The sequence below is a fragment of the Clostridium sp. J1101437_171009_A5 genome (assembly GCF_015547905.1).
Classification (GTDB): Bacteria; Bacillota; Clostridia; order Oscillospirales; family Oscillospiraceae; genus Pseudoflavonifractor_A; species Pseudoflavonifractor_A gallinarum.
On the sequence record NZ_JADMVY010000003.1, the window covers coordinates 270,318 to 292,664 of the forward strand.

Consider the following 22,347-nt stretch of genomic DNA (forward strand, 5'->3'; position numbering starts at 1 on the left):
GGGCGCCCATGGGGGCAAAGCATAACAGAGGATTTCGGAAGGGCTGTGCCGCTGCACTGTGTATCGTGTGCGGCGCACTGGCCTTCTGGTCCAGTATTTTGCTGGTGTCCCGGTGGGACGATCTGTGGTCCGCCGGTGATTTTTATCAGAGCGGCAGCCTGTATAGCGCCCTGTGGCCCTACCGGGCAACGGTGGAGCAGGGCATGATGCTGCGCCTTCGGGAGACCTGGGGACAGGACCTGGAATATCTGGAAGAGCTCCAGCTGCAGCAGATCGAGAAAAAGCTCCGGGCGGAGCAGACCAACTACCGCTTCCGGGTACGGCTGGACGACGGGACCATCCTGTGGAGCAATCTGGATCAGGAGCAGACCCTGGACGATCTGGCCAGACAGGATACCTACTCCTTTACGGTGACCCAGGGGGATGAGCTGTACAATGAGGATCAAAGCCGCTGGGACAGTACTGACAGTTATGAGATCCTCCAGGTTTGGACCGGAGAAAAGTATGTGGAATTCAGTCCCGTGGTCCCGGCAGACGCAGCCGGAGCGGGACAATATGGTTATTCCTACGACACAGACATGGAGCGGTGGATCTGGACCGAGGACCAGGACAGCCGCGTCCACACCGCGAGCCTGGTGGTGGAGAGCGGTGTGACCGATCCCCTGACCGTGCGGGACTCCATCTGGACGGCGAAGGAGAATTATGACGGGATCCAGAACTGGCTGGGACCGGTCACGGTGCTGTGTCTCATCTCCCTGACACTGACCCTGGTGGGGCTGGTGTGGCTCTGGAGGAGCATCGCATTCTGTTCCGAGGAAAGTCAAATGCTGCCCCTCTCCTGGCAGGACAGGATCCCCTATGAGCTCTACCTGTTGGGGGCGAGCTTCCTTTTCTGCATCCCGCAGGCGGCGGGAGATCCCATCACCACCAACATCAACCAGCACGGGCTTTCTCTCCGGGCGGGCATTGGCCTGGGCGTGCTGACCATGGCCGAAGTGGGCCTGGTTTTGGCGGCGCTTATGAGCACCATGAAGCGGTGGAAAAACGGGATTCTGCTGCGCAATACCCTGTGCTGGCATCTGTGCGCCAGGGTGGGGCATTTCTTCCGGGAGGTGATGCTCCACTGGCCCATCACCCGGCGGGCCGTGTGGATTTTCCTGCTCTATTTGGTGGGCACTGTGCTGACCGGAGCGACCATCATTCTGATTCCGGTCTATCAGGGACTGGTGCTCTGGGGCATCTGCCGGTGGGTGCGCCAGTGGAAGGAGATCCGGAGCGCGGCGGAGGAGATCGTCAGCGGAGGCAGCGAGGTGCAGATCGACACCAGGGGGATGTACCGGGACCTGAAAGAGCACGCCCAACAGCTCAACGCCCTGGGGGTCTCCATCACCCATGCGGTGGAGGAACGGCTGCGGAGCGAGCGGTTCAAGGCCGAGCTTATCACCAATGTCTCCCACGACCTCAAGACCCCGCTCACCTCCATCATCAACTATGTGGATCTGCTCAAAAAGGTGGGGATCACCGAGCCCAAGGCCCTGGAGTACCTGGAGGTGCTGGACCGGAAGTCCCAGCGGCTGAAAAAGCTGACGGAGGACCTGGTGGAGGCGTCCAAGGCCTCGACGGGGACACTGCCCGTGTCGCTGGAACGGCTGGACTTCGGACAGCTGGTGCAGCAGGCCATGGGAGAATATGAGGAGAAATTTGCCCAGGCCGGATTGACCCCTGTACTGGACCAGGGCGATGGCAGCCGGGTCATTCTGGCCGACGGCCGCCACCTGTGGCGGGTCATTGACAATCTGTTAGGGAACTGCTGTAAATATGCCCTGAGCGGCACCCGGGTCTACCTGGATTTGTCGGCACGGGATGGGCGGGTATTTCTGACGGTGAAGAATATTTCCCGGGCAGCCCTCAATCTCCCGCCGGAACAGCTGATGGAGCGGTTTGTGCGGGGCGACACCGCCCGCAGTACGGAGGGCTCCGGACTGGGACTCTCCATTGCACGGAGCCTGACGGAGCTTCAGGGCGGTTCCTTCCGGCTGGATATTGACGGCGATCTCTTCAAAGCGGAGGTCTCGCTGCCGGCCGCGCCTGAGGAGCCCCTTTCCCCGCCGGAACAGAGTGGGGAATCCGAGATGCTTTTGTGAGGCATCAGAGATTCTTTATCTCCTTTTTATCCAATTTTAAGACAGGACGAACGATCCTTTAACGCTCGTCTGGTATCTTAGAGACAAGGAAAACGGTGCGGAAGGGCGGATGTGTCCCTGCGCCCTATGGAAGGAGATCAAGCTCATGGAAAAAAAGCTCTATCGGACAGAGGGCCGGGAGGCCCTGCTGTTTGGCGTATGCGGCGGCATTGCCGAGTATTTTAACCTGGACCCCACCCTCGTACGGGTGGTGATGGTACTGCTGATGTGGTTCAAGGGGGCGGCGCTGATCCTCTATCTCATCGCGGCGTTCCTCCTGCCCCGTAAAAGCACCCTCTACCCGGGAAGCTGAGCGGGAGGAATTTGGATCCAAATCAAATACGGCTGCCAGCATTTTTGGATGGATATGCCAAGGCCCCCGCTCCGTTAGGAGCGGGGGCCAAATTTTTTGCAGAACAGTGTGCTTCTTTATCCGGAGGTAACGGTGCGGACAATGCTCTGGGTCTCCTCTTCCGTAAAGAGCTGGAATTTTACGGAGGCGGCCAGGAAAAGCGCTTCACTCTCTAGACTCATGTATTCCGACTTGGTGGCGCCCCAGGACATTTCCACCCGCTCATGGGCCCAATTTTCAAAGTCATAGATCGTTTTTCCGGTGGTCAGATCAAACAGGAATACATAGGTATCCGTGACCAGGGCGCCCAGGGAGTTGGCGGCCTGAAGCGTTACTTTGACCACATAGTAGTCATGGTTCAGGCTGAGAATATTTCCGCTGGGCTTGGTCCAATCGGGCAGATTGGCATAGTAGGCAACGCGGTCATAGGGACCATAGCGCATCTCTAACACGTTCATCGTGCTGGGGAATTTCAGACGGTCATAGATATACTGAAGAGATATGGTGCCGAAGGAGATGGGATCCGCCTGCACCGGTTCTTCCGGCGTCTCCGGCTCGGGATTTGGGGCGGGAACAGGAGTGGCGAGAAGTGCGCCCAGATTTTTGATCTGGCTTTCCGCACCGGTACGCAGATCGGAGACCGGCTCGGTGGAGACACGCTCATAGCGGCGATATGTGGGAGAGACATAGGCCATGTCTACCAAGACCAGATACCCCTCCTCCAAATTGAGTTCCGATACATAGTCACTGATCCGCCCAGTAAGGCGTTTGGCGTCACCACTGCCCCGCCAGTCCACAAAATCATTGGTAAAGATACCCCACTGCGCATAGGCGGCGGCCGAGGCATTCGGATTGGTGAAGGTAGCTTTCTCTTCTGTGGTCACCCGGCCGCGGCTATACAGATCATAGCCGGTTTTAGGAACAGTGTGATCTATGCCGCTATAATTTTCGTGGTAGAAAATGCGGATGGACTCTTCCCCGTCAAAGATCAGCTCCCGGTATTCCACGTAGTCGGAATCGGGGTCCCGCTCCTCATAGCGCCAAACACCCTGCAGGGCCTGCGGTGTGAGTTTGAAGTCCAGCGTGAAGGATGTGCGCATGGAAGGGTCGGCCATGAGCGTGACGATCGTGGCCGCCTCGGCGCGCTGGATTGAGCTTTCCGGCGCAAAGGTTCCGTAGCGGTCTTTTCCTTTGATGATGCCGGCATTGTAGAGGCGATAGACGGCGTCGGCATAGCTGTCCGCAGCGGAGACATCGGGGATGGAAGTAGTGTCATTGATGGGGGCGAGGGCAGATTCCGGCAGCGCAGCGGCCAGAATGGATGCAAATTGGGCGCGGGTCGCATTTGCATTGTAGTCGGAATAGGTGCCGGCAGTCAGGATCCCATTCTGAATGGCATAGTCAATATAAGGCTGATACCAGGTGGCTCCGTTTGAGAATACGGCCTGGTCCGCATAGTAAATACTATGAAGACGACAGGCCAGGGCAATGGCCTGGGCAAGACTCACATTTCCGGAGGGCGTAAACGTGGTTGCACTGCTGCCGTAGAGCAGGCCAAATTCACAGGCAGAGCGTACACTTTCGGCGTACCACGCATCGGACGATACATCTGTGAATTGTCCGCTGGTATAGGGAATGGTACGTTTAAAATTGGACAGGCTTCCCTCCGCGGCCAGTGCGGTTGCGGGGAAAAGAGAGAGACACAGGGCACCGGCGAGTATGGATGCCCAAATGGATGAGGCGCCTTTTTTTCATAGAAAAATACCTCCTTCTAAATTTATTTCATTATATTGAATGGAGGACTTCGATACAATATGCAGGTTGCATAGTAGTGTGCTTAAAACAATACCGGGACAGTCGACCACGCTGTGCCGGGTATCATAGACTGCCAAGAGGTGATATGGTGTGGAAAATCCGATCCTTGCCCGGCTGGAGCGGCTGGGGGCAAAGCCCTCTCCCCTGTGGCTGTGGACGCTGCTGGTCTTACAGGAGGGGGAGCGTTACCCCCTGCCGTTCTGGAACGAGGCTCTCTCCCGGGCCGTGGGACGAAAGGTCTTTTGCCCCTCCTACCGGGCATTGGAACGCCGCCTGGAGGAAGCCCTCCACAGCTGCGATTGACATAAGAGGCGGAATAGGGTACAATGATTGTACAAAATGTACAAGGAGGTGGGGTATGAAACTGACATTTTTTGGCGCAGCCAAGGCGGTGACCGGAAGCTGCCACTGCGTGGAGTGCGGCGGAAAGAAAATTCTGGTGGACTGCGGACTCCAGCAGGGACGAGACGAGCGGGATAACCGGGAGCTGGACTTTAACGCCGGCTATATCGACGATGTCATTGTGACCCATGCCCACATCGACCACTCCGGGCGGATCCCGCTGCTGGTCAAACAGGGTTTTACGGGAAATATCTACTGCACCCGCCTGACCGGAGAGCTGCTCTCCATCATGCTGCGGGACTCGGCCCATATCCAGGAGAGCGACGCCCAGTGGCAGAATCAGAAGGGCAAGCGCGCGGGCAAGGAGTTGGTGGAACCCCTCTATACCGTGGCGGACGCCGAAGCGGCCCTCTCCCATGTGGTGACCTGTGAGTACGGGGATGTGCTGGAGATTGAGCCGGGCGTCAAGGTGCGCTTTACCGATGCCGGGCATCTGCTGGGCTCCTCCAGCGCAGAGGTGTGGCTTACCGAGGGAGATGAGACACGGAAGATCGTCTTCTCGGGCGACATCGGCAACCGGGACCAGCCCATCATCCGGGATCCCCAGTATATCCGGGAGGCCGACTATGTCCTCACGGAATCCACCTATGGCGACCGCAACCACGATATGGAGGAGGACCCCGAGTATACCGAGCGGCTGGCCGCGATCATTGACGAGACACTGGGCCAGGGGGGCAATGTGGTGATCCCCTCCTTTGCCGTGGGCCGCACTCAGGAGCTGCTCTATTTCATCCGGGAGATGAAGGAGCAGCACATGGTGAAATCGGTCCCCAATTTCCCGGTCTATGTGGATTCTCCGCTGGCCGGTGAGGCCACCAAGATCTTCTCCGGAGACCTGCACGGCTATCTGGATGAGGAGGCCATTGAGGCCCTGCGGGGCGGGGCCCTCTTCCGCTTCCCCGGACTCAACATTACGGAGACCAGTGAGGAGTCCAAAAATCTGAACCTGGATCAGACCCCCAAGGTCATCATCTCGGCCTCCGGCATGTGCGACGCCGGCCGGATCCGCCATCACCTCAAGCACAACCTGTGGAGAAAAGAGTGTACGGTGGTCTTCGTGGGCTACCAGGGCGAGGGTACCCTGGGACGCCGTCTGCTGGACGGAGTGAAGTCGGTCAAGCTCTTCGGCGAAGAGATCGCCGTCAAGGCCCGCATCGTCAACTTCCACGGCCTCTCCTCCCACGCAGACCGGGACGGCCTGCTGCGGTGGATCGGCGCCTTTGAGCCCAAGCCGAAAGAGGTCTTTGTGGTCCACGGCGACAAGGATGTCACCGAGATCTATGCCCAGACCCTGCGGGAGCGGGGCTTCTCGGCCCACTCGGCCAACTATGAGGAGGTCTATGATCTGCTGACCGGGCGGATCGTGGCGCCCGGCATCGTGCTGGAGTCCAAGCCGGTCTATGTGGCGGACTCGGCCTCCCCGGCCTATCGCCGTCTGGAGGAGACGGGCCGCCGCCTGATGGAGGTCATCGCCCACAACCGGGGCGGCGCCAACAAGGATCTGGCCAAATTTGCCGACCAGCTCCGCGCCCTCATCGACAAGTGGGATCGCTGAGCATACACGGGAACAACAGAAGACCGGCCCCCGCTCCTTCAAGGAGCGGGGGCCGGTCTTGTTCATTTAGAGAGAGGCGCTTGCCTGAGCCAGGAAGTCAGAGACCTGGGCGGCGGTATCCAGAGCCATGGCCTGTTCCGCGGTCCGGAGGGCGTCCGGACCGTTCCAATCGGCGATCTGCTTGCGGGCGGCCAGGATGGACGAGGGGCTGACGCTGAACTCGTCCAGACCAAAGGCCAGGAGCAACGGGATCATGCGGGGGTCGGCGGCGGCCTCGCCGCACATACCCACCGGGATTCCGGCGGCCTTTCCCGCGGCAATGACCGAGCGAATGCTGCGCAGGACGGCCGGGTGGTAGCAGGTGTAGAGCTTTTCCACCTTGGCGTTGCCCCGGTCCACGGCGATGGTGTACTGGGTCAGGTCGTTGGTACCGATGGAGAAGAAGTCGGCCTCCCGGGCCAGCAAGTCGGCGATGAGTGCCGCGGCCGGCGTCTCCACCATGATGCCCAAAGAGATGTGGGGGTCAAAGGCCAAACCCTCGGCGGAGAGCTGAGCCTTGCACTCCTCCAGAAGCGCCCGGGCGCCCCGGACCTCCTCCACCCCGGAGACCAGGGGGAGCATGATCTTGATATTCCCGCGCCGGGCGCCGGCCCGGAGCAGGGCCCGCAGCTGCACCCGGTAGAGGTCGGGGCGGTCCAGACAGTAGCGGATGGCCCGGTGGCCCAGGAAGGGGTTCTCCTCCCGCTCCATCTCCAGATAGGCGATGCCCTTGTCGCCGCCCACATCCAGCGTGCGGATGATGACCTCTTTCCCAGCCATGAGGTCGGAGACCTGGGCGTATGCCTGGTACTGCTCCTCCTCGTCGGGCAGGGCGGTGCGGTCCATGAAGAGGAACTCGGTCCGGAAGAGTCCGATCCCCTCGGCGCCCGCCTCGGCGGCCGCTTTCGCGTCGGCCACGCTGCCGATGTTGGCGTACAGGTCCACGTGCCGGCCGTCGGCGGTGCGGGTATCCCGGTCCCGATAGACCTGGAGCAGAGCCCGCTCTTCCAGCCACTTGTCCCGGCGGGCCTGGAAGGCAGCCAGGGTGGCCTCGTCCGGGCAGAGGAGCGCGGCACCCTCGGTGCCGTCCACGGCCACGGTCATACCGTCCTGGACGGCGTCCAGCAGACCGGGCACGCCCAGTACCGCGGGGACCTCCAGGGCCCGGGCCAGGATGGCCGAATGGCTGGTCTGTCCGCCCACCTCGGTGAGGATGGCGCATACATGCTCCTTGGAGAGGCTCACCGTCATGGAGGGGGTCAGATCGTGGACCACCAGAACGGTGCCCTCGGGCAGGGCGGCCAGATCCACGCTCTCGGCGTGGAGCAGGATACCCAGCATCCGGGTGCGGATATCGCCGATATCGGCGGCGCGCTGACGCATGAGTTCATCCTCTACCCCGGAAAACATGGCGATAAAGGTCTGGCAGACAGTGTCCAGGGCCTCTTCGGCGCACTTGCCGGCGTCGATGGCCTCTTCCATCTGGGAGAGCATGAAGGGATCTTCCAGCATCATGATCTGACCGGTGAGGATGGCCGCCTCGGCCTCCCCCAAGCGGTTGGTTATGTCATCGGCCATGGCCTGGGTGCGCTGGGTAAAGAGGTCTGCCGCCGCGCGCAGCCGGGCCTTTTCCTGCTCCGCCCCGGAAAAGGGAACGGAGGTATAGTCCAGATTCTGCTCCCGCACGCAGACCGCTGTGCCGATTCCAATGCCTGCGGAGGCGCCCACACCGTGTAACGTCATAGTCATGTTCCTTTCTCCCGGCTGATCGGGCTCTTATTCGCCCAGGCCGGACTCCACCAGCGCCACGGCGGCCTTGAGGCAGTCGGCCTCGTTGGAGCCGTTGCAGCAGATCTCGATCTCGGTGCCCTGCTTGATGCAGGCGGCCATCAGGTTCATGATGCTGCGGGCGTTGATCTCGCGGCCGTTGGCGATCACGGTGACATCACAGCCAAAGGGGGTGATGGTCTTGACAAAGAGCTGCGCGGGACGCATGTGCATGCCCATGGGGTTGATGATCGTAGTCTTGGCGGATACCATAATCAGATCTTCCTTTCTTCATAAACACAGGGTTGGTATGGATGGTTAGGGGCTCTTCTGTCCCCGGATCGTCCGGGGACAGAAGAGGTGGATTTACGCTTTTTTGCGCTTGAGGATGGCCAGCAGCAGCATGCCCACCAGGGAGCCCACAGCCAGGGCCACAAAATAGCCCAGCACATTGTGCATGACCGGGAATACGAACAGTCCGCCGTGGGGCGCGGGGGAGGCGCAGCCCAGAAGCATGGACAGCGCGCCGGCCACGCCGGAGCCCAGGATGCAGGCGGGCAGGACCCGGAGCGGGTCACTGGCGGCAAAGGGAATGGCACCCTCTGTGATAAAGCACAGGCCCATGATATAGTTGACCGGGCCGGACTTGCGCTCCTCGGGGGTAAAGCGGTTGCCGAAGAAGGTGGTGGCCAGAGCGATGGCGATGGGCGGGACCATGCCGCCGATCATCACAGCCGCCATCACACCGGAGCCTCCCGCGGCGATGTCCGCGGTGGCCAGGGTGGAGGTGCCGAAGAGGTAGGCAGCCTTATTGAAGGGGCCGCCCATATCAATGGCCATCATGGCGGCTACCACAAAGCCGAGGACCACACGGCTGCCCTCGTTCATGGAGGCCAGGCCGGCGTAGAGGGCGTTGTTCAGCATGCCCACAAAGGGATTGACCACACACATGAAGAGGCCGATGATCAGCAGACCTACCACCGGATAGATGAGGACGGGCTTGATGCCCTCCAGGGCCCGGGGGAGCCGGTCGCAGAGCTTGCGCAGTCCCAGCATCAGATAGCCCGCGGCAAAGCCGGCGATGAGGGCGCCCAGGAATCCGGCGGAAATGGAGCCGCCGCCGGGCTGCAGGAAGGTGGCGCCCGATACGGCCAGCGAACCGCCCACAAAGCCCACCATCAGACCGGGCCGGTCGGCAATGGCCATGGCGATATAGCCGGCCAGAATGGGCAGCATGAAGTTGAAGGCAACTCCGCCGATGTTCTTGAACCAGGCGGCCAGCGGGGTGTTCGTACCGAAGTTGGCGTAGTCAATGGAGGGATCGTCCAGCAGGAAGGCCAGGGCGATGAGAATGCCGCCGCCGATGACAAAGGGCAGCATATGGGACACGCCGTTCATGAGCTGCTTATAGAGCTTGCGGCCCAGGCTCTCCCGGATCTCCTCCTGGACGACGGCGCCGGTGTGGTGGTAGATGGGGGCGTCGGGGGCCTTTCGGATGAGCTCCTCCGGGTGGTGGATGCCCTCTGCCACGGGTACCCGGAGAACATGCTTGCCGTCAAAGCGGCTCAGGTCCACCTCTTTGTCCGCGGCGATGATGACCGCATCCGCCCCGGCGATCTCGTCCCGGGTCAGGATGTTTTTGGCTCCGCCGGAGCCCTGGGTCTCCGCCTTGAGGGGAATGCCGATTTCGGTTCCCTTTTTCTCCAGCGCTTCGGCGGCCATATAGGTGTGTGCGATGCCGGTGGGGCAGGCGGTGACCGCCACGATGCGGTAGCCCTGCTCCTGCGCCTGCTCCGGAGCCGATGCGGGAGCGGGCACCTCATCGGGATACTTCTCGGCCTCCTGCTGGTCGATGCAGGCCAGGAATTCCGTCACATCCCCGGCGGAGAGCAGGCGCTGACAGAAGGTCTCGTCCATCAGCATGACCATCAGCCGGGAGAGGATCTCCAGGTGGGTGTCTCCCCCGTCCTTGGGGGCCGCGATCATAAAGAAGAGGGTGGAGGGCTGGCCGTCCGGGGCGTCATAATCCACGCCGCCGGGAACGGTGATGGCCGCGAGGCCGGGCCGCTTGACCGCGGCGCTCTTGGCGTGAGGGACGGCGATCCCGCAGCCGATGGCCGTGGTGCTCTGTTCTTCCCGGGCCAGAATGTCCTTTTTATAGAGGGCCTGGTCGGTCAGATTGCCCGCCTTGCTGTGCAGGGCCACCAGCAGGTCCACTGCGGCGGCCTTATCGGCAGGCGACGCGTTGAGCTGAATGCTCTCGGCGCGCAGAAGGTCGGTGATGCGCATGACTCTCATCCTTTCAAATCAGGTTTGAAGAAACAATGCTCAGAGGGTACGGAGGACGGCCTCGACCGCGTCCCGGGAGGCAAGACCGTCGGAGAAGGCGGTGGCCCCGCCGGCGGCCGTCCCAAGGCGCAGGGCGGACTCATATTGGCCCGAATCAAGCCATCCGGCCAGGAAACCGGCGACCATGGAGTCACCCGCTCCCACGGAGTTGCGTACGGTGCCCCGGGCTGCCGGGGCCTGGTGGAAGCGGCCGGTCTCATCCAGAAGGATGGCCCCATCCCCTGCCATGGAGACCAGCACATTTCGGGCGCCCCGCTCCTGAAGTTTGGCGGCGCAGGCGCGGACCTCGTCCAGTGTCTCCAGGGTCTGTCCGAACATACCGCCCAGCTCCAGTCGATTGGGCTTGATGAGGAAGGGACGGTATTTGAGCACGTTGGCCAGCAGATCGCCCTCGGCGTCGACGACGGCCGAGATGCCCCGGCCATCCAGCCGTTCCAGAATGCGCTCGTAGATGTCACTGGGCAGGGAGGCGGGAATGGAACCGGCCAGTACCAGAATATCCCCGCCGGTCAGCGCATCGAGCTTGCGGAACAGGGCCTCCAGCGCCTCCGGGGGAATGGCGGGTCCCCGGCCGTTGAGCTCGGTCTCCTCCCCCGCCTTGATCTTGACATTGATCCGGGTGAATCCCTCCGGCAGGTGGATAAAGTCTGTGCGTACTCCTGCGGCGGAGAGGCCGGCCTCAATGGCCCGGCCGGTAAACCCGGCCAGAAAACCCAGAGCGACGCTCTCCGTTCCCAAATTGCCCAGGACGGTGGAGACATTGATGCCTTTGCCGCCGAACTGGATCAGCTCCTGGCTGGCGCGGTTGATGCTTCCCGGCTCCAGACGGTCCATGCGGACCACATAGTCGATGGCCGGATTAAAGGTGACGGTGTAGATCATAGGTGCGTTTCTCCTACTTCCTTGATGACGGCATGGGCGCGGAAGCTCTCGTCGGGCAGCGTGTCGGTGATGATACAGACCTGGCTGAGAGGACGGACGGTCACCGCCGTCACCTTGCCGAATTTGCTGGAGTCGGCCAGCACATAGGTGAGGTAGGCCTGCTCTGCCGCCCGGGTCTTGACTGCGGCCTCCTCTGCGTCGGGGGTAGTGCATCCCTGCCGGAGGGCAATGCCGTTGATTCCCAGAAAGGCCTTGGTGAAGTTGTAGCGCTCCAGTGCGGCAATGGCCTCCGCGCCCACGATGGCCTCGGTGCCCAGCTTGAGCCTGCCGCCCACCATGTAGACCTTGCGGCCCAGCTCGCTCAGACGGCGGGCACAGGCGATGCTGGTGGTGACAAAGGTGGCGCCGGACTGGCCCAGACAGTTGGCCATGGCCAGGGTGGTTGTGCCCGCGTCCAGAAAGACAAAGTCGTCGTCGTACACCAGCGAGGCGGCGTACCGTCCGATGGATGCCTTTTCCTCAATGTGGAGCAGAGACTTGGTGGAGAGATCTGGCTCTTCCGGGTCAAACTGTCCTCCCACCGCGACGGCCCCGCCGTGGACCTTGCTCACCTTGCCCTGCCGGTCCAGCAGGTTCAGATCCCGCCGGATCGTGGCCTCAGAGGCCCCGGTGGCCTCACAGAGCTGGGCCACCGTAGCGGCGCCCCGCTGCTCCACTGCGGCGACAATGGCGGCCAACCGCTCTTCCGCCAACATAGCAGACCCTCCTTTTTGATCTGAAATGATTTGTTTTTATTGCTTGATGCTATTATAGCAGAATTACAATCAATTTCAATCTTAAACAATCGTTTTCAGTCAGTCAAGGCGCCAAAAATCAGAGGCTATTTTTGTGCAAAGCGGTGGTTCTCCTGCTATCATCCCCGAAAAGAGCCGCCTCCATGCCCGCCGCCCCCCAAAACCCCGCTCTTTTCCTCTGGAAAGCGGCGTGGTATGATAAGATAGAAAGGATCGCGTGCCGGGAGAGGAGAGAAAGCATGAAGGACGGAAATTTACCGGTGCGATTGCGATGGAGTGAGGGGGTCAAGCTCTTTCGGAGCCGCTGGAAGGGCGCCAGACCCACCGTATTCTTTTTTATCGCGCTGTTTTTGATGATCACGGTCTGCTTTGGCAGCGCCTATGCCATGGCAGTGTCTGGAACGACCACCCTGTTTCAGGTGCGCCGCAACCGGGAACATACACTGGGCGACTATGTCCGCCTGTTTTTCATGTGCATGCTGCTGTGCGTATTGGCCATGGTGGCCACCAGGAGCGGATGGCTGTGTGTACTGCTGAATCTCAGTGTGCCCTTTCTGCTGGTCTTTTTTCAGAGCAGCCAGTTTGCGCCCAAGGGGTATATCGGCTATGCCATGACCTTTGTGTTTCTGGAGCTCCGGCCGCCTGCGCCGGAGGAGATGGGGACACAGCTTCTGGCGGTGGCGGCCTGTACGGCGGCCCTCATTCTGGCCCTGGCGGGCTATGGATGGTGGCGGGGCCGGACGGAAAAAAAGCGGGACAGTGTGGGAGAGAGTTTGGACCGTCTGGCCGCTCTGCTCAAGCGCATGGCGGAGGAAGGCGGGAGCGACGAGGTGCGCAAGGAGCTGTATGGGCTGGAACAGAGCTTCCACCGCATGGGATACCGCAACCACCGTCTCCCGGGATCCTCTGATCCCCAAAAACTCTTTTACAATATGTTTGCGATCTTATTCCAGCGGGCAGTCTACCTGGTGTCCGACGCGGCCTGGCAGGAGGAGGTCCTTCCCCCGGAGCGGCGGGAGGCGCTGGAGGGCTTGGCCGGACTGGTCCGGGCCGTGCGTGCTGCCCAGACCGCGGAGGAGCGTGCCGCGGTGGCGGAACAGATCCAGGCCATGCTGGCCGATACCCCTCTGCCCGAGGGGCGCCTGCGCATTTTTTACCGGAGCTTTCTCCACCGCATGCTCCTCCTGCTCCGGCACTGGCGGGAGGTCCGACCGGTCCGGCACCCGCTCTGGCGAGGAGGGGGCGGAAGAGAACTGTGGCGCCGCCTGCGGGAGCGGTTTTCCCTGGAGCGGTTTGAGATGCGCTTTGCCCTGCGGCTTTCGGTGGTGCTGACGGTGAGTTGTACCATCAGCCTCCTGTGGGACTTTGAACACACCTACTGGTTCCCCCTCCATGCGTTTCTTCTGATTCAGCCCAGCTATGAGGAGAGCGCCCACCGGATGGTCACCCGGCCCATCGGCACGGCCCTGGGCTGTCTGCTGGTCTTTGTGGTCTATCCCCTTCTGCCCGGTGTGCCTGGTGTCTTTGTCTTTTCCTTTGTGATGATCTCCCTTATGTACTGCTGCACCCCCGGGACCTGGGTCCACCCCATCTTCTCCACGGCCTTTGCGGTGACCATGGCCTCCCTGACCATGGAGGACACCGTGGCCATCGGTCTGCGGATCTTCTATCTGCTGCTGGCGGTGCTGCTGGTGCTGGTGATCAACCGTTTCTTTGTCCCCACCCGGCGGGAGAAGCAGTTCCGCAGCAATCTCCACACACTGACGCACCTCCACGCCACCTACTGGGATATGGTCTCACAGGGACTGGGCGGGCGGGTAGACCCGGCTTTCTCCAGTGAGATTCTGACCGAGTTCCACCTGGTCTACGACGCGGCCATGGGCTACGTCCTTACACTGCCCCAGGGGGAGGAGCGGACAGAGGCCAGTACGCTTCTGCTCACGCTGTGGAATATGTTCTCAGAGCTGGAGCAGGTACACTATCTCCTCCAGGCGGGAGCTATCCCGCCGGAGCAGGGGCAGGGGCTGAACCGGCTGGCCCGTACCCTCTGTGTGGAAATGGACCGGCCGGGGCCACCGCTGGACGCCCTCTCGCTGGAGGCGGGAATGGAGGAGGGCGACCTGGGCTATGTACTGGGCCGCTATCTCGCCAGTGCCCACGGCCTCTCCCGGCAGCTGGCCGGAGTAGAACAGGCGGCCAGAGAACGGGAATAAGAAAAAAGGTCTCTGCACAGAACGCAAGTGCAGAGACCTTTTTTATACGATGGGATGGTTGGAAAACGGGAGCGCCGGTCAGCGGGCGCGTAGCTGCCAGAAGGCCACCGCGCTGGCGGCCGCCACATTCAGGGAGTCCACCCCGTGAGCCATGGGAATACGGACGGTGTAGTCACAGTGGGCAATGGTCTCGGCGGCCAGGCCGTCCCCCTCGGTACCCAGAATGATGGCCAGACGTTCCTCCGCCATGAGCGCGGGGTCCTCAATGCTCACGGACCGGTTACTCAGGGCCATGGCGGCGGTGCGGAAGCCAAGCGCCTTCAGACGCTCCAAACCGGGGTGGGGCCAGTGGGTGTAGTCGCTGCCGATGTACGTCCAGGGGACCTGAAAGACCGTGCCCATGCTCACCCGGGCGGCCCGGCGGCAGAGGGGGTCGCAGCAGGTGGGGGTGAGCAGCACCGCGTCCATGTGGAGCGCGGCGGCCGAGCGGAAAATGGCGCCGATGTTGGTGCTGTCCACGATCCCCTCCAGCACGGCGATCCGGCGGGCGTCGGCGCACAGGGTTTCCACCTCTGCCTGCCAGGGACGGCGCATGGCGCACAGGATTCCCCGCGTGAGGGTGTAGCCGGTCAGCTGGGCCAGCACCTCCCGGTCGGCGGTATACACCGGGATCTGGGGACAGCGCTCCAGAAGTTCCTGCCCCTGTCCGGTGAGATGGCGCCGCTCCATAAGGAGGGCGAGGGGCTCACACCCGCCGTCCAGGGCCCGCCGGATGACCTTGGGGCTCTCCGCAATGAAGACGCCCTGCTCCGGCTCCAACCGGTTGCGCAGCTGGGCCTCGGTGAGGTGGGCAAAGACCGCCAGTTCCGGCGCGCTGAGATCGGTTATCTCGATAATATGGGACATAGGGGTTCTCCTTCCCCGCTCAGCCGCCCGGGGCGGTGAAGCGATCAGATATTGGGCATTTTTGCGGTAGGCATCATAAGAACTTTGCCGGTGCCGCGGTAGACGTTGACCAGACCTTCCCCGGAGGCGGCCGAACCGATCAGGCTCTTTCCGGAGCGCTCCACCGTAAAGTCGAGGCTGCCGCTCCAGGCGATGGCATAGTTGCCGTCGATCTTGAGGACGTCGTTCTGGAGGGTGATCTCAACCAGCTCCTCCCGGGGGCAATCAGACTCGATACAGAAGGTGCCGCTTCCATTGAGGCTCAGGTTAAAGAGGCCTTCCCCACCGGCCACCGCCGAGGAGAAGTTGGAGCGCATGACAGCCTTGTGCTTGAGATTGCTGTCACAGGCCAGGAAGAGACCGTCGTCCAGCACCACGCTGCCGCCCCAGTCGGCGCAGTCCAGCAGAAGAAGGTGCTTATAGGTGGGCTCCAGGACCAAAAGGCCATCGCCGGTATACTCGGGTTTGATAGTGGATTCGCCGCTGGCCTTGCCGCGCATGGCCTTTCCCAGCAGATCGGTCACGCCTTTGATGCCGGTGGTGGCATTCACATTGCCCAGCATCCACTGCATGGCGCCAGCCTGGATGGTGACATTGGCCTTGCTCAGATCACATACCAGCTGGCGTTTTTTCACATTCATCTGGGCGCAGTAATAGGCCTGCATGGCGGAATTGGGGGTTACGCTCAGGTCCCGCTGATACTCGATGACCTGGAAAGGGCCCAGTGCCGAGAGGACGGCAACGTCGTCGTTATCCAAAAAATTAGAGATTTGATACATCGTACTGCCTCCATTCGTCCATGATGATGGTAGTATTGTTTCCATGGGGTCAGACTCATTATAGGCAAGGCTGCGGGATTGTGCAAGTAGAAGCCGGGGAGCGGAGCGAGAATCTGTCCGGCTATACTGCAATCATACGCAACACTTTTTCGCACGGACCAATAAAAAGTCCGGCTTATGATAACACTTTTGATAGGCGGGATATTGTGCCAGAATATCTGCCCCGGGCAGCGGCTCCAGCATTTGCTCCAGCTGAAAACCGGCGGTCGAAAGGGCGTTGACGATGTCGGAAAAGGTGCGGTGGTATTTGATGACACCGTCCACGATCCAGGTGGTGGTCCGAATACCGGGAATGCCGTAATCGCTCAAATTATAGTGGTTGATGGTTCCGTCCTCATTCTGGGACCAGCGCGGACCCTTCCGCAGGGCCGTCGTAAAGGGATGCTCCTGGGAGAAGAGAAAGATTCCACCGTCGGCCAACAGCCGGTGGATCTGAGCGAGCAGCTGGTCAAAATCCTCCACATAATGTACAGCGAGGGAACTGAACACCACGTCAAACGTGCCATCCAGAGCGGAGAGGTCGCTCATACTCATGCGGACAAAGGAGATGCGTTCAGCGTTATTTTCCGCCTTTGCAATCTGGAGCATTTTTTCGGAGAGGTCCAGACCCGTCACATGAGACGCGCCCAGATGCAGAAATTCCCTGCAATTCTCCCCGTAACCGCAGCCCAGGTCCAAGACCCGCTTGCCGGACAGGTTTGGGCAGAGGGAAAAGAGCGCCGGTTTTTCCACAAGGTGATTGGCAGCGGATGGCTGCTCCCGCAACTTCCGGTAACCCTCAAAAAAGACCTCATTATCATAGATGTTCTGATCGTGCATGGCGGGAACCCCATCCTTTCTGTAAGAGAATAAAAAAGCCGGAGCAAGCGATACAAAGCTTGCTCCGACGTGGCACCCCTGGCGCGACTCGAACGCACTACATTCCGCTTAGGAGTAGACCCGATACGACATCGGGAAGTGGCATCTAATGCTTAAAAATGCTTGGAAATACAAGGTTTTTCAGCATTTCAAATCCCATCTGATACTACGCTGTGATAGCTAATTCAGAGGGATTTTACACCGTCCGATTGGCTCGAAATTAGCAAGTCTTTCGATTTTTGGTGGACGTTGCAAGTGCAAGTAAATGTCACTATGTAACTTCTCGTGATGCGAAATGATAGGAAATCCTATTCATTCTCGTGTGAGGGTGCGGGTGTCCTTAGACACAGATTTCAGTCTGTTTTATATATCATTTCAAAATGAATTTTTCAACCAGAATTATTAAGAATTTCAAAGGTTTTTCAGACTCAATGATTCTATGTAATTTAGACCCGCCGAAGCAGGTCTTTTTTTATTTCAGCATAATCTCTCTATCCTCAGCGCCGAGCATATAAGCACCCTTGGCAAAAGCATCCCTTGCAAGAAGCTCTGCTACATCAACCCTATCGAACAGCATCCATATTTCTTTCTCTTTCGGAGTCAGTTCATGGCTATGGTCAAACAAATGCTCAAGTCCCAATCCTTCAAGCAATGCCGACTTTGCTGCTTTGTATTCCTCAGCTCTGCCAACATATTCGTCGTTCCTTTCCTTGGAAAATGCCTCGATATTGTCAGCTCTCAGATGCTCGTAATACTCGTCCATAAAGATTCTATCCATACTCGTTGACCTCCATAACAAAAAAATAAGGGCAGACCCTTTTACAGCTATTGTAGCTATGTAAAAGGATCTGCCCTTGCAGTTACTATAATGTTTTTGCCAGCGACTTCAGGAGTGCTGCCATTTCCGGATTTTGCAGAAGCTTCAGAAGAAGTTCTTTATCATCAGCGGAGCTTTCCGTTGCGGCTGGTTGAACCGGCTCAGGCGTTGCCTGTCTGCCTGAGTAGAACGCAGCTTCCATTCTTTCAGCGTTCAGTCTGCGGTCATCGTCGATGATATGGGAGTAAACATCCGCTACCATCTTGACCTGTGCATGACCGGAATCGCCTTGAACGGATTTCATATCGCCGCCGTTCAGCTTCAGCTTGTAAGTGATACTGGAATGTCGGAGACTATGGAAAACCACTTTCGGCAGTCCCTTCTCCTCAATCAGCTTATTGAAAGCACGGTTGATAACCTGCCCCTCAATCGGCTTGCCATTGGAAGAACAGAAAACCAGATTGAAGTCTACGAACTCGTCACCGAAAAGGTCTTTCAGTTCTTCGATGTCAGCCTTTCGCTGTACCAACATTTCCGCTACGGTTTTCGGTAAGAACACCTTGCGGACACTTGTTTTGGTCTTAGGAGTTTTGAGAACCAATGCGGTATGCGTACTGGCGAAGGTCGGTGGGAACTTGAACATGATGTCCTTACCGTCCAGATCTGCCATCGCTTCACGATTTACTCTCTGCAACTCCTTTTCAACGAAGATGCTTGCCTGACCAAGTTCAATACTGGTGGGGGAAATGTCAATACAGTCCCAGGTAAGCCCCAGAAGCTCGCCCATTCGCAGGGAACAGGAGAAGGCAAGGTTAATAGCCAGACGAAGAATATCATCGTCACAGGCTTCCAGAGCCTTCTGGAGCACTTCTGCTGTCCAGATATCCCTGGTCTTGTGTTCTTCTTTCGGCAGCGTAGCGTGCTCCACAGGGTTTCTGGTCATCAATTCCCACTTGACCGCTTGATTGAAAGCATTTCGCAATGTCTTGTGAACCTCTCGGACAGTATGCGGAGTCAGATATTCTGTACGGGCTTTTACATACTTAGAAGAAACCGCTTTGACAGAAAGCAAATCTCGGTAATACTTGTCCATGATTCTCGGCGTGACATCCTCCAGCTTCATATCACCGATGAGGGGACGAATATAGTTTGCAATCAGGCTCTTTCTGCTTTCATAGGTAGACATCGCCCAGGTGTTCACACCATAGATTGACATATACTCATCCAAAAGATCATTGACGGTTTTAGCAGAAGGGGGAATAAAGGTTCCGGACTCCTGCTCATATTCAACCTGCAACTTCCTTTTCTTTGCTTCGGCATTCGTTTCAAAGGTTTCCCACTTCTGACGCTTGTTGCCGTTCTCATCGGTGTATGTATAAACCACAGAATACTTCTTTTTTCTCTTAACGATAGATGCCATGTAATCAGCTCCTTTCCTGTCTATCTTCCGCTAACTGGTAGCGGGTCTGATTGTGATACCATTTTTCAAAGCTCTCTTTGGTAGCTCGCTTATACCTGCCAACCTTGATAAGCTCAAAATCTTCATTGGCAACGATATAGTAAATGGTCTGACGATGTACCCCAAGCATTCTTGCCATTTCCGGCAGACCGTAGGTGGATGCCATAATATCTGCATCCAGTTCCTGATCCTCTACCGTGCGGTAATCGGTTTGAGAAGCATACCATCTTTCAAAGCTCTCCTTTGTCACTCTGCGCTTGCCCAGGACATCGACCACATCAAAATGCCCTTTGGCAACCAGTTCGTAAGCAGTCGCTTCTTTCAGCCCAAGGCGCTGTCCAAGCTCCTCCATTGAATATGTAGTTTTCTTCAATTCCTCGCCGGGAGGGGTTCCATCGACCTTCTGGTATTTGAACTGATTGGCATACCATTCTTCAAAGCTGTCGATCATCACCCTCATGGTGTTGCCGACAAGAATGGTTTTGAAGTAATTCTTCTTAATGAGCCAGTATGACTCCGTTTTACCAAGACCGAGCATCCTGCCCATTTCCAGAACAGACATACTCGTGCGTTTTCTCATTTCCGCCATCGTACAACCTCCTATGTAAAAAATGTAGCCATGTGTTTCTTGTCATGGCTACATTTTATCGAACTCTCAATATGTTTTGAAGTTTGTCGCCGGGTTGTACGACGCCCTTGACAAATTTTACATTTGATGATCCAACCACTCATCAAAACTCTTTTTGGAGATTCTGATACTGCCACCGATGCGGACGCTATGGAAAACTTTCTTTTTCACAAGGTTGTATGCGCTGGTTCTGCTGATGCCCAGAATATCCTGAATCTCATCAACCGTATAGGTTCTCTTATCAAACTGAACTGCGTTAGCAGCCATCGCTTCTTCGGTGCGCTGATTCATGGCAGCGATTCTTTCTTCAAACATTTATGTTCACTCCTTCGCTCTCTTTGCTTTATGTTTTGGGGAACGCTTTTTCAGCTGTTCCATTGCCAGGCTGACAGATAAGGCTTTCTCAATCGCTACCATTTCACGGGGCGTTACCTTACCTAAGTAATTATCAATCCTGCTTTTATCAATGGTACGAATCTGTTCCAGCTGAACAACGGACGCTTCTTTGAATGCAGGATTGTCGTAAATAACAAAGTGCGTCGGCATATTCGCTTTCTTATGGATTCTGGTGGTGACCGTTGCCACAATCAATGTGGGAGCGTGTTTATTACCGGTATCGTTCTGAATGACGATAACCGGACGGATGCCGCCTTGTTCCGACCCAACTACCGGGTCCAGCTTGGCGCAATAAATATCACCACGGCAATATACCCAATTTTCTTTCATCATGTGCCATGACCTCCTTTCGTTGGCTATGTAATAACTGACTGCCAGAAAGGAATCAGGCAGTCAGTCCAAAAGTCTATGTGTCCCATATTTGCCACGCACCCCTGGGAAAGAGGGCTTACGCCCTCAGGGAATCACCGAACGACTGATTGCGAATCAGTTCCATAGGAATCTAACCTCTGCCGGGTTCTCCGCCAGCTCCGTAGAGAAGTATCTTTAATCCTGTTGCTTTCATGGCCGTATTGGGAGCAACCCAATATTTACAAGCCAGTATTGATCGCTGGCATCGGGAGAGAGACAAGCGCTTAATTTATAGAAGAAAGTCGTTCTGTTTCTCTATCCGATACGTCTCGGCGTACCGCTGATGTGGCTGATGCTCTCGCACCGGCAACAGGAACGTATTCGATGACTGTGTATTCAGTTTTCAAGGATCAAGCAGCCGATTTTCTTTGGCTGTATCTAAATTGTACCTGTTCCTCATGCAAGTTTTTATTGCCTCGTAGGTATAGTTTTGAGGTTATTCACGACCTAAAAATATGTAATCAAGGGTTGTCTCAAAGCGCACAACCAGTTCGATTGCCAAATCAATAGAGATACCTCTGTTGCCGGTTTCAATTCGTGCAATGGTGTTTGCGGCAACACCTAACTGCTCCGCAAGCTGTTCCTGTGTAAGCCCATGTTCCTTTCTCAAGGCTTTAATTCTTTTTCCGCTTTCAACCAAGTCGTAATACATTTTCGTTCCTCCGTGTTTTTGAATTTGTGAAGTTGCAAAATCAAAAACAGCGGGAGGAGATCGTGCCCGATTCTCAATACCCTTTGCCATCTGCCTGTCCTCCTTGCAGGCATAAAAAAAGAGCCGGAGTAAATTACTCCAAGCTCTCGTTCATGCCTTTGTGTTAATTATGGGGGAAAATAGGCAGGTATAAAAAAAGCCCCGTACCCATTACAGGCACGAGGCGTAACTCTCTCTATTCAATTTTATGCCGCTATCTCCCAGCATAGCCATTTTAACACTGGACAAGTCGGACTTTCAGTAGGGGAACCGTCGTATTTTCATCGGATTTTAGTCGGACTAAAATCCTGTCTTAGCATTCACAATAACACAATGCTTCTTCCTCCCGGGCACTTTCCAGGAAATCTTTCAATTTAGGAATGGCTGTTCCCCAAAGTGACAGACCAAATAACAGTATCGCTTCTTTCTTTCGGTCATAGTAGGTGCTGCGTTCCATATTCAAAACCTCCAGCATTTCTGATTCCCTGTACTTGAAGCGGTTGAGATATGCCTTTGAGATAATCTCACAGTACAGAGCGCCTTTATCTGGATATTCTCTGATTTTCAACATAGCCATATCTACCAGTTCAATGATCCACTTTGTCTCAAATAAGCTGCGAATGCGTTCTTCAAATCGTTCTCTCGCTTCATCCGGAGCAAAGTTCTCCAGATAAATCAATGCACCATCTAAGCTGTCACCGTAAGTACAAATAAGGGTATCACATACATCATTCGCACGATCAATGGTAGACCAGCACACCTCTCGATATATGGATAAAATCAGCTTTGCTCTTTCATACAGAACCTTCTCGTCAATGTTCTGCATCCGGCAAAGCATTCGAATACTGCTTAATACCTGTGTATTATATCTGCTCATTCAGAATCTCCTTTCAGCCTAATCCATAAAATAAGAATTCCTTTCTAACTCCTGTCACTTGGCTAAAGGGAAACA

At 57.3% G+C, this 22,347-nt stretch carries 21 protein-coding genes; 5 read left to right on the forward strand and 16 right to left on the reverse strand.

Going from position 1 to position 22,347, the window contains the following annotated elements; genetic code table 11:
• Positions 1-8 precede the first annotated feature (8 nt).
• The gene (locus I2C21_RS06710) at positions 9-2,144 is read left to right on the forward strand and encodes a sensor histidine kinase (RefSeq protein WP_195278844.1); all 2,136 of its coding nucleotides are present in this window, start codon (positions 9-11) and stop codon (positions 2,142-2,144) included.
• A gap of 145 nt (positions 2,145-2,289) precedes the next feature.
• A complete protein-coding gene (locus tag I2C21_RS06715; protein WP_101692331.1) occupies positions 2,290-2,496 on the forward strand; it encodes a PspC domain-containing protein in 207 nt (68 codons plus the stop codon).
• Between the two features lie 116 nt (positions 2,497-2,612).
• On the opposite strand, the gene I2C21_RS06720 is transcribed toward I2C21_RS06715, so the two are convergent.
• Positions 2,613-4,268: an S-layer homology domain-containing protein gene (locus I2C21_RS06720; RefSeq protein WP_353654787.1), complete on the reverse strand. Its 1,656-nt coding sequence runs from the start codon at positions 4,266-4,268 to the stop codon at positions 2,613-2,615.
• A 172-nt stretch (positions 4,269-4,440) separates the two neighbouring features.
• Here I2C21_RS06720 and I2C21_RS06730 point away from each other — a divergent pair, with 172 nt between their 5' ends.
• Positions 4,441-4,653 (forward strand): hypothetical protein, encoded by a 213-nt coding sequence (locus tag I2C21_RS06730; protein ID WP_101692329.1) that lies wholly within the window; start codon positions 4,441-4,443, stop codon positions 4,651-4,653.
• 55 nt (positions 4,654-4,708) lie between these two features.
• The gene (locus I2C21_RS06735) at positions 4,709-6,307 is read left to right on the forward strand and encodes an MBL fold metallo-hydrolase RNA specificity domain-containing protein (RefSeq protein WP_101692328.1); all 1,599 of its coding nucleotides are present in this window, start codon (positions 4,709-4,711) and stop codon (positions 6,305-6,307) included.
• Positions 6,308-6,373: 66 nt separating this feature from the next.
• Here the strand turns inward: I2C21_RS06735 and ptsP are convergent, their stop codons facing one another.
• The 5 genes from ptsP to I2C21_RS06760 form a co-directional block, all read right to left on the reverse strand.
• On the reverse strand, positions 6,374-8,095 hold the full coding sequence (gene ptsP / locus I2C21_RS06740; RefSeq protein ID WP_353654784.1) for a phosphoenolpyruvate--protein phosphotransferase: 1,722 nt from the start codon (positions 8,093-8,095) through the stop codon (positions 6,374-6,376).
• Between the two features lie 27 nt (positions 8,096-8,122).
• Entirely contained in the window at positions 8,123-8,386 is a 264-nt protein-coding gene (locus I2C21_RS06745; protein ID WP_101692327.1) for an HPr family phosphocarrier protein, read from the reverse strand.
• A 93-nt stretch (positions 8,387-8,479) separates the two neighbouring features.
• Positions 8,480-10,402, reverse strand: coding sequence for a PTS fructose transporter subunit IIABC (locus tag I2C21_RS06750; protein ID WP_195278846.1), 1,923 nt, complete (start codon positions 10,400-10,402; stop codon positions 8,480-8,482).
• Positions 10,403-10,441: 39 nt separating this feature from the next.
• Positions 10,442-11,344 carry a 1-phosphofructokinase gene (gene pfkB, locus I2C21_RS06755; RefSeq protein ID WP_101692325.1) on the reverse strand — a complete coding sequence of 301 codons (903 nt, stop codon included), beginning with the start codon at positions 11,342-11,344 and terminating at the stop codon, positions 10,442-10,444.
• Positions 11,341-12,099, reverse strand: a complete 759-nt coding sequence (locus I2C21_RS06760) for a DeoR/GlpR family DNA-binding transcription regulator (RefSeq protein ID WP_101692324.1) — start codon at positions 12,097-12,099, stop codon at positions 11,341-11,343. The genes pfkB and I2C21_RS06760 overlap by 4 nt, the downstream gene beginning before the upstream one ends.
• 278 nt (positions 12,100-12,377) lie before the next feature.
• On the opposite strand from I2C21_RS06760, the gene I2C21_RS06765 reads away from it, so the two are divergent.
• Positions 12,378-14,351, forward strand: coding sequence for an FUSC family protein (locus I2C21_RS06765; RefSeq protein WP_195278847.1), 1,974 nt, complete (start codon positions 12,378-12,380; stop codon positions 14,349-14,351).
• Between the two features lie 78 nt (positions 14,352-14,429).
• Here I2C21_RS06765 and I2C21_RS06770 read toward each other — a convergent pair whose 3' ends face one another.
• The 10 genes from I2C21_RS06770 to I2C21_RS06815 form a co-directional block, all read right to left on the reverse strand.
• Complete coding sequence (locus I2C21_RS06770) at positions 14,430-15,257, reverse strand: TrmH family RNA methyltransferase (RefSeq protein ID WP_195278848.1); 828 nt, start codon at positions 15,255-15,257, stop codon at positions 14,430-14,432.
• A gap of 44 nt (positions 15,258-15,301) precedes the next feature.
• Positions 15,302-16,075 carry an AIM24 family protein gene (locus tag I2C21_RS06775; RefSeq protein WP_195278849.1) on the reverse strand — a complete coding sequence of 258 codons (774 nt, stop codon included), beginning with the start codon at positions 16,073-16,075 and terminating at the stop codon, positions 15,302-15,304.
• A gap of 132 nt (positions 16,076-16,207) precedes the next feature.
• Positions 16,208-16,954: a class I SAM-dependent methyltransferase gene (locus tag I2C21_RS06780; protein WP_193535912.1), complete on the reverse strand. Its 747-nt coding sequence runs from the start codon at positions 16,952-16,954 to the stop codon at positions 16,208-16,210.
• A 511-nt stretch (positions 16,955-17,465) separates the two neighbouring features.
• The gene (locus tag I2C21_RS06785) at positions 17,466-17,771 is read right to left on the reverse strand and encodes a hypothetical protein (RefSeq protein ID WP_002304425.1); all 306 of its coding nucleotides are present in this window, start codon (positions 17,769-17,771) and stop codon (positions 17,466-17,468) included.
• An 85-nt stretch (positions 17,772-17,856) separates the two neighbouring features.
• The gene (locus I2C21_RS06790) at positions 17,857-19,230 is read right to left on the reverse strand and encodes a site-specific integrase (RefSeq protein WP_002304423.1); all 1,374 of its coding nucleotides are present in this window, start codon (positions 19,228-19,230) and stop codon (positions 17,857-17,859) included.
• Positions 19,231-19,234: 4 nt separating this feature from the next.
• Entirely contained in the window at positions 19,235-19,858 is a 624-nt protein-coding gene (locus tag I2C21_RS06795; RefSeq protein ID WP_002304420.1) for a helix-turn-helix domain-containing protein, read from the reverse strand.
• 117 nt (positions 19,859-19,975) lie between these two features.
• Positions 19,976-20,188 (reverse strand): helix-turn-helix domain-containing protein, encoded by a 213-nt coding sequence (locus tag I2C21_RS06800; RefSeq protein ID WP_477100006.1) that lies wholly within the window; start codon positions 20,186-20,188, stop codon positions 19,976-19,978.
• 30 nt (positions 20,189-20,218) lie between these two features.
• Positions 20,219-20,623 (reverse strand): type II toxin-antitoxin system PemK/MazF family toxin, encoded by a 405-nt coding sequence (locus tag I2C21_RS06805; protein WP_002304415.1) that lies wholly within the window; start codon positions 20,621-20,623, stop codon positions 20,219-20,221.
• A gap of 517 nt (positions 20,624-21,140) precedes the next feature.
• Positions 21,141-21,446 carry a helix-turn-helix transcriptional regulator gene (locus tag I2C21_RS06810; protein WP_002304413.1) on the reverse strand — a complete coding sequence of 102 codons (306 nt, stop codon included), beginning with the start codon at positions 21,444-21,446 and terminating at the stop codon, positions 21,141-21,143.
• 262 nt (positions 21,447-21,708) lie between these two features.
• Positions 21,709-22,272 carry a hypothetical protein gene (locus I2C21_RS06815; protein ID WP_002304412.1) on the reverse strand — a complete coding sequence of 188 codons (564 nt, stop codon included), beginning with the start codon at positions 22,270-22,272 and terminating at the stop codon, positions 21,709-21,711.
• Between the last annotated feature and the right edge of the window lie 75 nt (positions 22,273-22,347).

Bases quoted from the DNA above. Each gene is read 5' to 3' on its own strand.
- ptsP (WP_353654784.1), bottom strand. From the start codon at position 8,095: ATGACTATGACGTTACACGGTGTGGGCGCCTCCGCAGGCATTGGAATC.
- I2C21_RS06785 (WP_002304425.1), bottom strand. From the start codon at position 17,771: ATGGATAGAATCTTTATGGACGAGTATTACGAGCATCTGAGAGCTGAC.
- I2C21_RS06735 (WP_101692328.1), top strand. From the start codon at position 4,709: ATGAAACTGACATTTTTTGGCGCAGCCAAGGCGGTGACCGGAAGCTGC.
- I2C21_RS06715 (WP_101692331.1), top strand. From the start codon at position 2,290: ATGGAAAAAAAGCTCTATCGGACAGAGGGCCGGGAGGCCCTGCTGTTT.
- I2C21_RS06790 (WP_002304423.1), bottom strand. From the start codon at position 19,230: ATGGCATCTATCGTTAAGAGAAAAAAGAAGTATTCTGTGGTTTATACA.
- I2C21_RS06800 (WP_477100006.1), bottom strand. From the start codon at position 20,188: ATGAATCAGCGCACCGAAGAAGCGATGGCTGCTAACGCAGTTCAGTTT.
- I2C21_RS06810 (WP_002304413.1), bottom strand. From the start codon at position 21,446: ATGGCAAAGGGTATTGAGAATCGGGCACGATCTCCTCCCGCTGTTTTT.
- I2C21_RS06770 (WP_195278848.1), bottom strand. From the start codon at position 15,257: ATGTCCCATATTATCGAGATAACCGATCTCAGCGCGCCGGAACTGGCG.
- I2C21_RS06795 (WP_002304420.1), bottom strand. From the start codon at position 19,858: ATGGCGGAAATGAGAAAACGCACGAGTATGTCTGTTCTGGAAATGGGC.
- I2C21_RS06805 (WP_002304415.1), bottom strand. From the start codon at position 20,623: ATGAAAGAAAATTGGGTATATTGCCGTGGTGATATTTATTGCGCCAAG.
- I2C21_RS06710 (WP_195278844.1), top strand. From the start codon at position 9: ATGGGGGCAAAGCATAACAGAGGATTTCGGAAGGGCTGTGCCGCTGCA.
- I2C21_RS06780 (WP_193535912.1), bottom strand. From the start codon at position 16,954: ATGCACGATCAGAACATCTATGATAATGAGGTCTTTTTTGAGGGTTAC.
- I2C21_RS06750 (WP_195278846.1), bottom strand. From the start codon at position 10,402: ATGCGCATCACCGACCTTCTGCGCGCCGAGAGCATTCAGCTCAACGCG.
- pfkB (WP_101692325.1), bottom strand. From the start codon at position 11,344: ATGATCTACACCGTCACCTTTAATCCGGCCATCGACTATGTGGTCCGC.
- I2C21_RS06760 (WP_101692324.1), bottom strand. From the start codon at position 12,099: ATGTTGGCGGAAGAGCGGTTGGCCGCCATTGTCGCCGCAGTGGAGCAG.
- I2C21_RS06765 (WP_195278847.1), top strand. From the start codon at position 12,378: ATGAAGGACGGAAATTTACCGGTGCGATTGCGATGGAGTGAGGGGGTC.
- I2C21_RS06815 (WP_002304412.1), bottom strand. From the start codon at position 22,272: ATGAGCAGATATAATACACAGGTATTAAGCAGTATTCGAATGCTTTGC.
- I2C21_RS06775 (WP_195278849.1), bottom strand. From the start codon at position 16,075: ATGTATCAAATCTCTAATTTTTTGGATAACGACGACGTTGCCGTCCTC.
- I2C21_RS06745 (WP_101692327.1), bottom strand. From the start codon at position 8,386: ATGGTATCCGCCAAGACTACGATCATCAACCCCATGGGCATGCACATG.